This window comes from Vibrio sp. McD22-P3 (genome assembly GCF_021568915.1).
In the GTDB taxonomy this organism is placed as follows: Bacteria; Pseudomonadota; Gammaproteobacteria; order Enterobacterales; family Vibrionaceae; genus Vibrio; species Vibrio mediterranei.
In genome coordinates this window covers 187857-202818 of sequence record NZ_JAKGTN010000002.1, presented here as the reverse complement: position 1 = coordinate 202818, position 14962 = coordinate 187857, and the positions used below count along the sequence as shown (strand labels likewise).

The 14962-nt window shown below is 42.2% G+C and carries 10 protein-coding genes; 4 read left to right on the top strand and 6 right to left on the bottom strand.

The window, feature by feature from the left end:
• Nucleotides 1–40 precede the first annotated feature (40 nt).
• Both L2W36_RS02985 and L2W36_RS02980 read right to left on the bottom strand, forming a co-directional pair.
• The gene (locus L2W36_RS02985; RefSeq protein WP_236109286.1) at nucleotides 41–2944 is read right to left on the bottom strand and encodes an HD domain-containing phosphohydrolase; all 2904 of its coding nucleotides are present in this window, start codon (nucleotides 2942–2944) and stop codon (nucleotides 41–43) included.
• A gap of 160 nt (nucleotides 2945–3104) precedes the next feature.
• Nucleotides 3105–3677, bottom strand: coding sequence for a malate synthase (locus L2W36_RS02980; protein WP_006070283.1), 573 nt, complete (start codon nucleotides 3675–3677; stop codon nucleotides 3105–3107).
• Between the two features lie 155 nt (nucleotides 3678–3832).
• Here L2W36_RS02980 and L2W36_RS02975 point away from each other — a divergent pair, with 155 nt between their 5' ends.
• Nucleotides 3833–5380, top strand: coding sequence for a DUF3612 domain-containing protein (locus tag L2W36_RS02975; RefSeq protein ID WP_236109285.1), 1548 nt, complete (start codon nucleotides 3833–3835; stop codon nucleotides 5378–5380).
• A 423-nt stretch (nucleotides 5381–5803) separates the two neighbouring features.
• On the opposite strand, the gene L2W36_RS02970 is transcribed toward L2W36_RS02975, so the two are convergent.
• Together L2W36_RS02970 and L2W36_RS02965 are read right to left on the bottom strand one after the other, a co-directional pair.
• Nucleotides 5804–6280, bottom strand: a complete 477-nt coding sequence (locus L2W36_RS02970; protein ID WP_236109284.1) for a methylated-DNA--[protein]-cysteine S-methyltransferase — start codon at nucleotides 6278–6280, stop codon at nucleotides 5804–5806.
• On the bottom strand, nucleotides 6277–7650 hold the full coding sequence (locus L2W36_RS02965) for a DNA-3-methyladenine glycosylase 2 family protein (protein ID WP_236109283.1): 1374 nt from the start codon (nucleotides 7648–7650) through the stop codon (nucleotides 6277–6279). The genes L2W36_RS02970 and L2W36_RS02965 overlap by 4 nt, the downstream gene beginning before the upstream one ends.
• 269 nt (nucleotides 7651–7919) lie before the next feature.
• On the opposite strand from L2W36_RS02965, the gene L2W36_RS02960 reads away from it, so the two are divergent.
• Together L2W36_RS02960 and L2W36_RS02955 are read left to right on the top strand one after the other, a co-directional pair.
• Nucleotides 7920–8315: a DUF413 domain-containing protein gene (locus L2W36_RS02960; protein WP_236109282.1), complete on the top strand. Its 396-nt coding sequence runs from the start codon at nucleotides 7920–7922 to the stop codon at nucleotides 8313–8315.
• Between the two features lie 193 nt (nucleotides 8316–8508).
• Nucleotides 8509–9405, top strand: coding sequence for a GGDEF domain-containing protein (locus L2W36_RS02955; RefSeq protein ID WP_124941506.1), 897 nt, complete (start codon nucleotides 8509–8511; stop codon nucleotides 9403–9405).
• A gap of 81 nt (nucleotides 9406–9486) precedes the next feature.
• On the opposite strand, the gene L2W36_RS02950 is transcribed toward L2W36_RS02955, so the two are convergent.
• The gene (locus L2W36_RS02950; RefSeq protein WP_236109281.1) at nucleotides 9487–11112 is read right to left on the bottom strand and encodes a polysaccharide lyase 6 family protein; all 1626 of its coding nucleotides are present in this window, start codon (nucleotides 11110–11112) and stop codon (nucleotides 9487–9489) included.
• A gap of 122 nt (nucleotides 11113–11234) precedes the next feature.
• Nucleotides 11235–13010 carry a sodium:solute symporter family transporter gene (locus L2W36_RS02945; RefSeq protein ID WP_038222000.1) on the bottom strand — a complete coding sequence of 592 codons (1776 nt, stop codon included), beginning with the start codon at nucleotides 13008–13010 and terminating at the stop codon, nucleotides 11235–11237.
• A gap of 1256 nt (nucleotides 13011–14266) precedes the next feature.
• Here L2W36_RS02945 and L2W36_RS02940 point away from each other — a divergent pair.
• Nucleotides 14267–14953: an oligogalacturonate-specific porin KdgM family protein gene (locus tag L2W36_RS02940; protein WP_006070275.1), complete on the top strand. Its 687-nt coding sequence runs from the start codon at nucleotides 14267–14269 to the stop codon at nucleotides 14951–14953.
• Nucleotides 14954–14962: the final 9 nt, after the last annotated feature.

Below are 14962 nucleotides of genomic sequence, written 5' to 3'. Positions count from 1 at the left end.
CTAATTAACTGATAATTAATAATAGGTTACGCCACCGATTTTAGTAGCTTAACTCATCCACATACTGAGAAATATCCACGTCATCTATTTGCTTACTATCAATATGCGCCTGCGCATAATCACGATAGACACCAGAGGTTAAAAACAGTTTGAACAAAGCTGGGTCCAAATGTCCGTCCTTTACCATAAAACTCATGATTTTGATGGCTTCAGAAAGCATCTTTGACTTCTTGTATGGTCGGTCACAACTTGTTAGTGCCTCAAAAACATCAGCGATAGCCATGGCACGAGCAGGGAGGGGAAGTTCGCTGGCTTTCAAACCTAATGGATACCCGGTTCCGTCCACTTTCTCATGATGACTACCAGCTAAAAGAGGCACATTTTTCATATGTCTTGGGAATGGCAAGCTCTCTAGCATTCGCAGTGTCTCTATCATATGGCTGTTTATGATGTAGCGTTCTTCAGGGTTCAACGTGCCTTTGCGAATCGATAAGTTGTACATCTCACCTTGGTTATTTTGATGCTCACCAGCCTTTAAAACAAAACGTTCTTCCCGAAGAGGCGCTTTTTCCCACGCAACCAAGTGCGATTCATTATCTGCCAACACGGGAACATTTTTACCTTCAACAAAAGGATTGTCCGAATAACGTGCGAGCTCCTCCCATGAAAGACCTAATCTAGGATCAATCGTGCTCTGCCATGTTCTTTGAGCAATAGTTTCTAAACGTTTTACTTTGTCGTCATCTAAAAACTCAGAGCCCAAATTGATTTCAGCAATCAGTGCAAATTCCTTATCTAACTCTTCCTGAGCCAAGCGAATCGCTTCCAAGTCCTGATTATCTATTTGACCACTAAATTTAGCTCGATAAGTGGTTAGTTCTACATCGCGCTTTAATACCTCAAAGCGAGTCCTGACTTCATGAATTCGATTGTAGATGGTCTCCAGTTTGGTGGACTTATCGATAATATGCTCAGGTGTGGTCACTTTCCCGCAGTCATGTAGCCAAGAGGCAATATGCAGCTCTTCCCACTGTTCTTTACTCATTGAAAAATCGGCGAAAGACCCTTTAGTAGAGTCCTGAGCTGCTTGAGTCAGCATTTCAGTCAACACTGGAACACGCTGGCAATGGTTGCCGGTATAGGGTGATTTGGTATCAATAGCTCCTGCCATCACTTGAATGAATGAGTCCAATAGCGCTCTCTGGTCAGCCAACATTGTTTGAGTTTCAATGGTAACAGAGGCATATGCGACCAACGTCTCTAGATACTCTTTGTTATCCATTAATACTTGAGATTCATGCTCTTCATCAAAGCCTAAACCCAGCCCACCAATTACTTTTTTGTTGCGGTCTATCAAAGGAATAAACAATAAGTTGTCGGTTTCATTTTCCTTAACAACAAAAGGCCTAGCCTCGTAATACTTAGAATAAACCGGTTGCTTTTGATTAAAAAATACCTCTACATCTTGAGCAAGCCTAGGTTCATCTAGGGGTAATCGCGGCTGTGTAGTGATATCAATAATGCCTTTGGTTTTGAGCTTGATAAACTTAGGTTCGAGATATTTCTCATCTTTACTCAATAAATACAAATATGTACTGTTTGCGCTCGTTGCATCTGCGGTTTCGACACAAACCAATTCAAGTATCCGCTCTAGGTCATTCTCTTTTGCCATTGAATTGGTCAGAGAAAGAAAACGCTTTATTGTCGCCTGCATCACCGTCAATGAATCCGACATAGCTTTGATTTCAGTGACTCTAGAGTGCTCCTGACCACCATCATCAAAGTTGAAATGTTGTATGGCTCGTGCTTTCTGAGTAGCCTGACGAATTGGCCGTGCTAGCCACTGCGAAAGATAGTAAATGCAGGGTAATGCGATTAATAATGCGAAGAACGAACCTATCAGCGAGCGTTTCGCTACAATATTGGCATCTTTCAAGAGCTGCTCTGACTTTACTGCCATCACTAGGTTAAATAGCTGGTCACGAGTGCCGCGCAGCTTATCGACTTTAACGACCCACTTTTCTCCTTGATAGTTGATTTCTTTGGCTTGCGGACCGAACTCAACGATGTTTGTTGTTCCTGAGATTAAGGGGTGGTTAATTTCTCCCAACTTGAGAGGTGCCGACTGTCTTAAAGCATCTCTTACTTCAAATAATTCAGGTCGGCTGTAAGCAAATACATTAAAGTCGTCGTCATACAACACTCTAAGTGCATCGCGGTTTTCATCACTGTCCCTTAATACTTCAGATACTTGATCCAATAAAATATCCGCTCCAAACACCGCTCCATTAGCTGCTTTTCGATGAATAGTGATACCGGTTCGCGACAGTACCGGCATAAAATATGGTTTAGATACGTGAGCGTGTACCAGCGATGCTGTGCGAAACCAATCTAATTTTCGTGGGTCGCGAAGCGGGCTACTCATTTCACGAGATTGCAGCAAGGCAAGGTGAGCACTGTAAGTTCTGACCTCTAGCTTATTTGTATCTGTATTAAAGTTTAACGCCGCATACTCTGCACTGTGGTCAATCCCTAAATGAGTCCGCATCCGATCATCCGCTAAACGAACAACCGCTAACCACTCACCATCAGGAAACGCCGCTTTTAGCGAGAAGATATGTCTATTTGCTCTTAAAAGCGACACTAACTCCGGGACAAATGCAAAACGCTGCTCTGGGTCTACTTCCCGAACCAGTTCTCCAGCAGAGTAGGCATCGACAATGCTAAATGCTGGGCCGAAGTGATAGGACATATTACTGCGTGTCTCGCCGGCGATACGTTCAAATAAGTTTTCATTCGCATTCAATAGAACTTTATTCATACTCGTTTGAGTAATCCATATCTGAACACCACTTATCACCAACACCAAAATGACGAAAATTGCGGAGATATGAATATGCAAAGGCAGAGTGAACTTTTTACTGGATTGCGAGCTGGTTGGCATATCGACTAACACTTTGAATTGACACAATATAAGACTAGTCGAGTTAGCTATTGACGAGAAGTTAAATATAGAAAAATAATATAAAAAAATACCCCACTGCTCGTAAGTGGGGCTTCACTACCAAAGGAAAACGGTATTTAAGTAAAAGTGCTAGCGGGTATTAAAAGGCGAAACTAAATCCGAGGTTATAATCGTCACCGTTTTTCGCCGTAAACTCTTTGTCTTCACTACAAGCTCTAGGACGGCCTTGGTCATCACCTTGAACTAGGCTAACCCAGTGGCGAATACCAGACGCATGGCATTGCTCTGTTTGGCCGAAGGTTGTGCACGTTTCTAGTTGGATATCTTCAATTTCTACAAGCTCTAGATTACCGGTTCCTTTGCGCTTACCCATCATCACTTCTACGTGTGTCCCACTCTCATCACGGAATAGAATTGCTTCAGGAGCACATTTATCACCGGCGTAAGCCACAAAGTGTTTTGCGCGCTTCAACCCCGTATGCTCACCATTCTTAAAATAAGCTTGCACGTGACGATAATCTATTTCGTAACTTACCACGTCTTCGTGTGAGCCATTTTCTAGTGGAAACAAAGTATCAAGCAGCTGTTTCGCCATCTTTTGTTTCTCTATTTGCTCGTCGGCTTTCACCATTTCCACGGCAAAGACAGCTTCTGCGATAAACGTTGAGTGGTTTTTATGTAGTTCTGTTTTATCGAATGTCAGCATGTTCATAGTCTTTCCCTCATACGGCCTTTTGTTCTATTTAGAGCAAATATCCTAAACAAGTGTTTAAATTTATATTCGTTTTGTGATTTGTATACTTTGTAGACTAGCCTGTTTTTGACTACAATTTCACAACAAAAATTTTACAATGTGAATTTTACAAAATGCCTCTGTCAAAAAGTCTAATCCGTCAGTCCCATTTTTTGGGCACTAAGGTAAGAAACCTTAGAAAACGCAACCATTTAACAATGGAAGACCTCTCTGCGCGTTGTATTCGCATCAACCCAGAGTACGCTCCTTCTGTTTCGTATCTATCGATGATTGAACGAGGAAAACGCGTCCCAAGCATCGATATGCTTGAAGTTATCGCCGAAGTTTTCCAAAAAGATCCAGCATGGTTTTTAGATAATGAGCCTGAGCAAGAAGAAATTACTCCGGTTAAAGGCAATCGCGGAGGCATCAGTGGCATGGCTTTAGAGCCAAGCTTTTTATTTTCAAACGACATACTGCAAATTGCCATTCCGGAAATGTTGTCGCAAACCGGAATCACCGGAAGACAATTCGCCCATCTTTTGATCCGCGCTCACCAAGAAAGTTTGCAAAACCACTTTCCCGATCTAGAACGGGCTGCAGAAGAAGTGGGACTGAAGCGATTGAATCTATCTGTAGAAGATCTGATCGATATTGCTGGCGATTTAGGTTTGCGAGTTCAATGGGTCAATCGCACACCGAAAGATGTGGTGGATGAGTTAGGAATTAATGCTAAGCAACTCGTTACCTCGTTTTTTGAGCCTCCAGGTACCATCTACCTAAACGAAATACTCAAAGCATACCCAACAAGACTCAAATATGATCTAGCGGTTTATATCGGACACCGAATTTTGCACAGTGAAGAAGGGCTGAAAAGCGTACTCAGTGTTGGTCATCACAATAGCTGGGAAGACTCTGCAGCCAACCAGTCCACATCTGCTCTCAACTCACAAGATATTTTGCAAGCATGGAGAGATTTTGAATCCAGCTTTTTTGCAGGAGCCCTACTTTGCCCTAAAGTCCCATTTAGACAACTACTAGACAGAAGTGGGTATGAAATCGACGTTCACAAACGTGCAGGCGTATCTCCGTCTGTCGCCATGCGTCGTATGACCGTGGTATCTCCCTATCCACATTGGCACTATTTCGACGCCTACGGGCCTGGAAAGCTCAAAGCCGTCTACCGAGGAAACGGTATTCCGCTGCCATGGGGAAACATGCGGATGGTGAACGACCCGTGTCAACACTGGGCGGTATTTAGGCGCTTATCTGAACCTCAAAACGGCTCTTCTGCACAAATCTCTATTCTTAATGTGGGTGAAGAACCTCGTATTTATTGCTGTGAATCCATCAACATGACCGACCCGGCTGGAAATAATCGAGTACTCTGCGCGGGTATTGATCTAAATCCTGCGATAGATGCTCAAGGCGGCAACGCATTGGAGATAGCCAGTGAACTAAAACGATCATGTGTCGAAGGGGGTGGCAGTGTCAGCATTCCTCGTTCTATCAAAAAGGATCTGCAAACAGTGGCTAAAATCCTCAATATCAATTGGGTTGAACGAGGTATTGAAGGCGATGCACGGTTAATTTGTTCGAGAGGAGCAGCATGTCCGAGAAAACCAAGCTGTTATGAAGGCTGTGCTGAAAGTAAGGGAGTTGAACTAGGCGATATTGTGTAAGCCTCAGTGATTTAGCTCTTAGCCTAAAAATAAAAAAAGCCAGCCACCAAATAGTGTGACTGGCCATATACAAGTGTGAACAATAGAGGTTCACTAACAACGTCAGTTGGCTAGGTGACCCTCGGCTTAAAAAGGGTCGTTCTAAATAATGCATCAAGCGTGCCAACTTTTTAAATCGTTGTTTTCAGATAATTCTGGTCAGATAAGTATCGATTTCATGTAAACCATACTCATATAGTATTTTCATTTTGCAAAAACAGATGCATTTTGCAATTAGTCCTTCTCTATATTTGCAAAAACGCAATAAAAAAACCATAGCAATATGAAATCAGTATCTAAGCAACCTGATATTTATAAAACAACACCAATAGATAACAGACTAAATACCCTACAATGCTCCAACATTTTAGGTTCTCTGTTGTGTTAGAGCTTAATTCCTTCAAGCTCCAGCAGCTTTCTTTTTCGTTCAACTCCGCCAGCATAGCCTGTCAATGTACCACTTTTCCCAATTACGCGATGACAAGGAACGATAACTGAGATGGGGTTTTTTCCATTTGCAGCTCCAACGGCTCTTACGGCTTTAGGTTTGCCTATTCGATTCGCTAACTCTTGGTAACTTATCGACTCTCCGAAAGGGATATCACACAACGCTCGCCAAACAAGCTTTTGAAAATCAGTTCCTTCAGCTGCTAAGGGGAGATCAAATGACTGTACCTTGCCTTCAAAGTAACAAGAGAGCTGTTTAGAAGCTTCAGCCAAAATTGGATGCTCGGGAGCTAGTGAGCCCAGAACATCGGGCAATGTAGTATGCTCTTCAAACCAAAGTCCTAGCAGACCATCATCGTTCGCTTGAATAGTGACATTCCCAAGTGGGCTTGGTGTTATTAGGTAGTAGTTCATGAAAAATGACTCCAACAATGTAATGTAGCGTAGCTTCCCCAAGGTGACACATTCGCAGCGTTCAATTGTGGGTGCTCAGCAAGGTATTTTTTAACGATCAAATCTGTATCAAGAAACAAGTTGGGCTCGGAGGCTCCCCTCATCTTTGCATAACTAATGGTCCATGGACCTATGCCTTTTAGAGCCAACCAGTTATCTGGTGTGTCCTCGGGCGAATTGGTAATATGATGAGCCAACCGGGCTAATGTCTCTTTTCGACTGTTTGGCATTTTAAGAAAACTAAGGTCGGAACGGGCGACGATATCCGCACTAGGAAAAACTCGCTGCCCAGATACCGTATGATCCAAAGTGTCAGTCAGCAAGTTAAGCTGCCCTATAGCTGCTTTTACCGAAACCTGCTGCCCAACTACAGCTCGAACACCCGCTTCCCAAGTCGACCACACACCAGGAAGCCGCAGCCCTGATTTAATAACTAATTGGTCGTCGTACTTCGATAGCAACTCTTCAATCAAAGCCACATCGGTGTTTAAATCGAAGACTCTTTTTATATTGCTCATCAACCAAGACAGTTTTGTGACATCTTCCAATTCAAATTCCACTTTGATTGTTTGCTTGCCCTCCACATCAGCGTGTAACTTGAACCAAGCTAAACTACCATCAATCTCCACATAACGAGCGTAGCTGTATTGCGTCACTTCTTCTACGCCTTCTATTGCTCTTAAACGATAGAAATCGAGTAACGACTCCCAGTGATATTGACCTCGGTAAGCCAAATGAATCACATTGCGACCGCTGTCATCTTGCCTTGCATGGTGACGCCTCATTTCTGAAGGCGTCAATTTAAGATACTTCTTAAAGGCATCATTGAATCGTCGAGTACTATTAAAACCGCTGGCAAAACCAACATCAGTTATTGATAGTGAACTGTTGTGAAGCAGTTGTTTGGCAAACATTAATTGATGATATTGAGCATACACCTTGGGTGACATACCCAGGTGGTTTTGAAATAGTTGTCTTAAGTATCGACTGGTAACGCCGAGCCTATCTGACAACGTTTCCAAATTGGAGTGCTGTAACGCCCCCTGCTCGATCAAACTTAATGCTCGTCGAAAACTGGTTTCTTTACCAAGCCAGGCCCACGAATTAGGCGCACTATCCGGACGACAGCGCAAACAAGGTCGATATCCTGCCTGCAACGCTACAGGCGCCGTAGAGAAATACTCAACATTCTCCTCTCGTGGCAAGTTTGCTGGACAAATAGGGCGGCAAAAAATGCCCGTTGTCTTCACTGCCACAAAAAATACGCCATCAAACCTTGGATCCCTTGATAATCGGGCAACAGAACATTGCTCTCTACTAAGTGACTCCATACCTGCCTCTAACCTTGCCTACTCTATCGCCAGTGTAACGCACATTTTGCATCTTACTAGCCACTTTCGGAACTCAAGGGCGACATGAAATCTTCATCAAACCATCACACAATATTAAAAAACCCAAGTAAAAGTAGCGTCTAACCAATGAGTTAATGAACAAACCAAAAAACGTTGAAAAAATCGATGGGTAGAATTTCAAAAACCTTACATCCTCTGTCTATACTGAGGCTGAGTTCGATGATTAACGTCATTTTATGAGGGTGGCTATGTCAAATGTAGATTTTCGTCTTGGAAAGAGACCTTTTTACGATAACAAGCGGTTTCGACGTGGATTTGCTAAATCTGGCGATTTTACTTTAGCTGAAGAAGATATCTTGATTCGCTTTGGAGATACGATGAGTTTGCTAGAAAGTGGCGAGCTATCTCCGGAATCGGATTCAGAAAAACACTTTCTAGAAGTGCTCCAAGACGAAAGTCATGCAGAGAGCAAACTAGAAAAAACATGGTTGAAATACATACACCTTGCACGCGATAGGAAAAGGTTTCATGCATTAAATGGTAAGAAATCTGAACCAGAGACAATCAATGAAGATGTGGGCTATGACGATTCAGATGTGCTCAGTGATGACATAACTGATGAGAATATAGATTCTGACAACTAGTTTTACAGGGAAACCAAGGCTCTCCAGCTTGTCGTAAATATATGTGATAGCTTATACAACTAGCTGTCACATATAGCTTTTAAACCTATTTCTCGATCTCAACCTCAGCTTTTTCTATCACCTTTGTTATTTATTTTTTGCTTATATACTCTATTGTTAATAAAGTAAATTATAAAAATATTCGTGGAAGAGCATGCTTACTGAATTAGACGAAGTATATGAGGTGCTTTCTTGTTTACCTGATCCTGTCTTCATAATAAGTGAAGAAGGAGAATATGTTGATTTTCTTGGCGGGACTGATACTCAGTCGTATCATGACGGCAGTGTACTGATTGGGCAAACTCTGCACTCGGTAATGCCTTCCGAGCAAGCCGACTGGTATATCAGTCAAATCATCACATCACTCGATAATAATCAGGTCATGACTGTCGAATATGATCTATGCGTTGAAGATCTTAACGGCATTGACCCCAAATCGGGTCCAGCAGGCACATTAAGGTTTGAGGGCAAGATCTTTCCGCTTTCTTTTACCTGTAAAAACCAAAGGGTAGTTTGTTGGCTCACTCGAAACATATCGAAGCGCCATCGCCTTGAACTAAAGCTCCGTAAACAGAGTGAATCCGATCCACTCACACAAATAGCTAATCGCCGCTATTTTTTCTCCACATTAGCAACCATAACTAAAAGCACGACCCCACACTGTTTATTGTTGATGGATATTGATTACTTCAAAAAGGTCAACGATACCTATGGACACCTAGCAGGGGATAACACGCTAAAAGAAGTGGTTGCTCGAATACAAGATATCATTCGGCCTGATGATACTTTCGCCCGAGTAGGTGGCGAAGAGTTCGCACTGCTTCTACCTGATATTGAAGAGCACACGGCTTACGAGATTGCGGAACGCATTCGCTGTACCATAGCCGATACGCCTTTCCACTATGAACAGCAGACCTTTTCGATAACATTGAGCGTTGGCATAACCCAAGCTCGCTATCAAGAGCGAAATAATCATATTTTTTCAAGAGCGGATGACGCGTTGTACATTGCAAAGAGCCGAGGTAGAAATCAAAGTATGGTATTAAGTTAGCCGATCAGCACAGAGTACTCGGCCACTAAAAAAGCGGCCACTTGACCGCTTTGACTTTACCTTACGAAATTTCCTGACAGGTTACTTGTTGCTATTCACTAATACGTAAGTCGGCCCCGCACTATCAGCGGTAATCAATTGCAACTCAGAGGTGTTTGCCCCTGCTCCTTGGTATTGATTAAACCCGTTTTCCAATGACATGTTTGGAAGTGTTAGTGAGTAATTTTCTAACTGCTCTTGCCCTACTATAGTTGGGGTGTAAAACTCATTATGGTAACTAGCATCAACCAGAGGAAACTGCTCTGTAGCTCGTACACTCACAAACTCTGGGTTTTGTGAATTGTCGACGACATTGTTGTTAAATCGAATATCAACACCAGCAAAAATATTGTCTACTTCGGCATTATTGAACAAGCTAACACGGTGAGATTGATTACCGTAGACAATGCCCCACTCGGTATCAACAAACGTGTTGTTCTCTATGTCGATGTTCTTTGGTGTCCATTGCTTGTTTAGCTCTTTTCCTTTTACAGACTGGTCAAGCTGCTCGCCGTTTTTTACGTCGATAATCCCTGTATTAATGACAATACCACCTCGAAGATCAGCGTTACCTTCAATTAGTCCATCACGCCCACGTGTGTTAGCAAAGTAGTTATTGCGAATCACATGATCTTCATCGTAGATGCGCACACCACCTGTTAGCAATTTCTTGTTTCCAAGAATAACGTTGTTCTCTACCTTATTACCTTTACCATGTCTCAATGAAATCAACGCTGCACTTTCGAATATTGTGTTACCCGAAATCTCGTTATCACCCGACTTGATAGAGATAAGTTCACGTTCTCCATCCATATCTACGAGCAAATTATCGACAAACTTAGAACTAGAATCCCATTGCGAAGATTTCGAGTCACCAATTCGAATCGCTTCCCAGCTGTTACCGTTGTAACGAACGGCTTCTTTTATATCTAACTCATTAAACTGGTTCTGTTTTTGGTCAACAAAAATATTATGAGCAATAAGGTGGTTATCTCGCGTCTCATCTTTCTGAACACCAATCAAAGTGCCACGTTTTTGCTTTCCTTCAAATCGATTATTGATGACTTTTCCATCTTTACCCCATAAGGACACCCACAGGTATTTAGGATATTCAGAACGACGCTCATCAGGTTCGTACGCATAATCATGATTGAAGTAATAGAATGTGGAATTTTGCAGTGTGTTTCCGTTACCCATCATGCGAACTCCGCCGAAACGTTCCGCCGGGCCGCCTTCAGTGAACACCAAACTATCTAGCGTCACGTTGTTACCTGTTAGTTCAAATTGAACCAGACCAGTAAACCAAACCGCTCCTGCAGTTTCGGCCTTAATCGTCACACCATTTGCCGCAATTGTTACATGCCCCAAATTGGTATATTTTCCATCTGGAATCGTAATCACCTCACCATCTTTTGCATTCTCAAGTTGAGATTTAAGTGCGTTAACCTGTTGGTCTGACTTGGACTCAAGCATCGCACCATCAACATCAACCAATCTGTCACTCGACAAAAGGTAATCGCGTGTCACTTCATTAAACGCCATAGGCACAGACGCTTGAAGCATCGTTTTATTAGCGTGAGTAGTGTCAACATTCGTGTTACCGCAACCAACCAGCGCAACTGAGGCGAATACTGCCGTTAAAGATAAAGCGAGGACATTTTTTTTCATGTGATTCTCTTTATGAATTCTTGTTGGATTAGATTTAACAATGGACTTGCTTGAACGTTGCAAGCATTAGAAAGGTTGAAAGCGGCTGGAATCAGCCGCTCAATATTTATGAATAAAGCACTCTAGTTTTCGGTAGCTACGTTGGCTTCAGCCGCACTTTCCACTTTGTCATCCACTGCTTTGACGAGCAGTAAGCCGACTGCAAAGACGATGCTGCCGCACAGAACAAACACGAAACGCCCCCACAATGGATTTGGCAAGACGAACATCGCCATTACACCAACACCAGCAACGGCGATCAATGAACCCAACATACGACGTTGTCTATTATCAAGCTTCTTCTGTTCAGTACTTTCTGCCACAAGAGGTGTCGCTAGATTGTTGAAGAACTTGTCGACGTCTTTTTCACGATGCTCAGGTAAAGGCTTATAGAACAACGTTGAGAGTACAAAGAAACCTGCGGTGAAAATCATGTGACCAATCAAGCCAATAGCGACTTTTAAATCAGCCCATTCACGACCAGTCAACTCATTAAGACCGAACCAGTTTTGAATCATGTCTGCCGTAATGACAAAACCGACGAAATAAGAGACAAAGCCACCGACGACTAGCGTTCCCCAACCCGCCCAATCCGGCGTTTTACGAATGAAGAAACCACAGAATGCAGGAATAGTCATTGGGAAGCCGATCAAAGCACCCACGTACATCATAGTGTCGAAAAGGCTTAAACCTTTAAGGGAGTTAATAAACAGAGCGACTAGAATAATAGCAATGCCGAAGAAAGTAGACGTCAGCTTAGAAACCACGACTAGCTCTTTTTCATTGGCATTTGGACGCAGAATCGGCTCATAAAAGTTCTTAACAAAAATCCCTGAGTTACGGTTCAGACCAGAGTCCATGGAAGACATGGTCGCTGCGAACATCGCTGCAATCAAAAGACCAACCATGCCCACTGGCATATACTCCTGAACGAAGTAAAGGTACGCAAAGTCGCTCGCTTTAGAACCAGCTTCTGGGTATTGTGCCGCCAAGTCCACACCTTGACCTGCAATAAACCATGAAGGCATAAACCAAATGATTGGCCCAAGCGTCATCAACACACATGCCAAAAGTGCAGCTTTACGAGCGTTATTTGAGTCTTTTGCAGCCAAATAGCGATATGAATTCAACATGTTGTTAGTAATGCTAAACTGCTTTAGGAAAATAAATACAGCCCAGATACTGAAGATACTTAAATAGTTGAGGTTATCACCGGTAACAAATGACTCGGTTGGGAAGTTCTCAACGATATTTGAAACACCACCACCATGATAAACCGCAACAATTGCACACGTTACCGTTACGGCCATGATAATGACCATTTGCATGAAGTCAGAGGCAATGACGGCCCAGGAACCACCGGTCACAGACATGACAAGAACCACAAGGCCGGTAAGAATAATGGTTGTGGTCATATCGAATCCAAAAATACCAGAAGCGATGATGGCGAGACCATTCAGCCAAATACCTGCCGAGATAACACTGTTAGGCATCCCTGACCACGTAAATACCTGTTCATTTACTTTGCCAAAACGCATACGTATCGCTTCGATGACAGTGACGACACGCAACTGACGGAATTTAGGAGCAAAGTATAGGTAGTTCATTAAATAGCCAAATGCGTTGGCAATAAAAATGATGGCAACGGCAAAACCATCGGTAAACGCTTTGCCCGCAGCTCCGGTAAATGTCCAAGCACTAAACTGCGTCATAAATGCCGTTGCACCAACCATCCACCAAAGCATGCTACCGCCCCCACGGAAGTAGTCACTTGTAGTGCTAGTAAATGTTCGAAACATCCAGCCTATTGCTATAAGAAATAGGAAATAGATGCCTACAATTAGGGTATTGAGATCCATCTTGAAACCTTTTGATATGTTATTCGGTTACGTTAACTATACGTCCATACCTTACAATTTGTAGTACAATATAATTATTACGTGAACAAGATCGTTTATTTAACCATCATTATTGTATTACATATGATCCGTATCATATTTTAAAGAATATCGAGATCTACATCACAACCGAGAGACAAATCCATAATTTAAAAGCAAAAACAATCAGTTAAATAAAACCATAATCGAAACTAATGATTTATAAATTAAGGAAAGCATAAGTAAGTGAGACAATTTATTGTAAGACATAAAAAAACACCCTCGCATCACCTGTAATAATGCGAGGGTTAAAACGACATTAGGAGATCCATTGTCAATGTAGAGTGACGTCGACATTAACTCCGGGGGTGTTTGAGTGAGGTGGTAAACAACACTCTTTTACTTATCAAGTAGGTTTTGGAGAATCATCCCATTCGCTTGGGGTCGTATGGAATAATCTGAACGCTTGGCTGCTTTGCCACATCCAAGCTAATTCTGACACTTCGTGTCGTGCTCTACCAAAAGCAAATTAATATTAATGTATTACAAATAAAATTAATGCGACATAGATCATATTTTGGAAAGGTGTAGAACTCTCTCGCGACGACCACACCACTAAAACCACATTAAAATACTGAAATAAAACAATTTAATTCTCAAGCCTCGCAACCTAAGTCTCGATAGAAGACTCCCTTCCAAGTATTTTCAATACTGTCACCTCTCTTTCAACACGTCAAAATCTGCATATTTGTAGTATTTATAAAAGTCGTGAGTGTATTTTTGTGCATACTCTGTCTCTATCCCATCATTAACAACAAACTAAATCACCAACAGTTTGTTGCTGTGGTCTGAGCGCAAATCTATTCGACAACATTCCAACTTTAATGGTATTTGAGTTGGAAGTAGAAACCTCCCTCAATAGGATAATTCGAAGGCTTCAATTGGATAAAAATCAACCGCACCACAGCGTTATTGTGATTTAATAGTATAAATATATATAAAAATTACTTTACCTACATCACATATCTTATTGTTAAATTCGATAGAGGCACAACTACACAAAAACAGATAAAAAACTTATATATCAATAGTATAGCTTAATTTATTGCAGTAAACCGTATGAAAGGCATTGCCAAAGGACGGCCAATCCCGATCCGTATCACATTAAAAACATAGAAAACCCCTTATCATATTTGTCATACATTACCACAAACTAAAAATCTTAAGGGTTAAATAAGATGAGCACTTTAAACAAAGTAACAGTGGCATTAGTTTCTGTGTTCGCGACAGCAGCGGTAAGCGCAGCTTCTTTAGATATACGTACTGAGTACAAGCACACAACGGAGCAACATGCGACGCGCATCAAAATGGGAGACAGCATCGGTAACTTCTACTATAGCGGTGAGTTAAAGTTCAAAGGAGAAGATGGCGCGTTTCTTAAAGACTTGCAAAATAATGGTTGGGAGCTGGATTTAGGTTATCGTTTTAAGATTAACGACAACTGGACTATCCAACCAGGTATGCCTATCGAAGCTCGTTCGGCGGGTATGACTTACAAACCACAGCTTCGCGTGACTTACGCACTGGATAGTGTTGAAGGACTCAGCTTAAGTGGTCGTTATCGTTATGACATTCGTCAAAACAACGGTGAAGACGCACAAAATGAACGCCGTCATCGTCTAACGGCTAACATCAATTATTCAGTAAACGAGTGGCGCTTTGGACTTGAAGGTAACTATTATAAAGCAGCAACAGATGGTTATATCTTGTACAACGGCAAAGATACAAACTACGAGCTAAACGCCACAGCACGTCGTAGCTTCGGCCAATGGGCACCGTACGTTGAGTTTGGTGATGTGAACGTCGATTCTGTTACAGATCGCCGCGAACTACGTAGCCGACTGGGTGTCACATACAGTTTCTAAGACGTAATT

Excerpts from the sequence above, each read along its gene's own strand:
- L2W36_RS02960 (WP_236109282.1), top strand. The coding sequence starts at position 7,920 with ATGTCAAATGTAGATTTTCGTCTTGGAAAGAGACCTTTTTACGATAAC.
- L2W36_RS02940 (WP_006070275.1), top strand. The coding sequence starts at position 14,267 with ATGAGCACTTTAAACAAAGTAACAGTGGCATTAGTTTCTGTGTTCGCG.
- L2W36_RS02955 (WP_124941506.1), top strand. The coding sequence starts at position 8,509 with ATGCTTACTGAATTAGACGAAGTATATGAGGTGCTTTCTTGTTTACCT.
- L2W36_RS02970 (WP_236109284.1), bottom strand. The coding sequence starts at position 6,280 with ATGAACTACTACCTAATAACACCAAGCCCACTTGGGAATGTCACTATT.
- L2W36_RS02965 (WP_236109283.1), bottom strand. The coding sequence starts at position 7,650 with ATGGAGTCACTTAGTAGAGAGCAATGTTCTGTTGCCCGATTATCAAGG.
- L2W36_RS02945 (WP_038222000.1), bottom strand. The coding sequence starts at position 13,010 with ATGGATCTCAATACCCTAATTGTAGGCATCTATTTCCTATTTCTTATA.
- L2W36_RS02985 (WP_236109286.1), bottom strand. The coding sequence starts at position 2,944 with ATGCCAACCAGCTCGCAATCCAGTAAAAAGTTCACTCTGCCTTTGCAT.
- L2W36_RS02950 (WP_236109281.1), bottom strand. The coding sequence starts at position 11,112 with ATGAAAAAAAATGTCCTCGCTTTATCTTTAACGGCAGTATTCGCCTCA.
- L2W36_RS02975 (WP_236109285.1), top strand. The coding sequence starts at position 3,833 with ATGCCTCTGTCAAAAAGTCTAATCCGTCAGTCCCATTTTTTGGGCACT.
- L2W36_RS02980 (WP_006070283.1), bottom strand. The coding sequence starts at position 3,677 with ATGAACATGCTGACATTCGATAAAACAGAACTACATAAAAACCACTCA.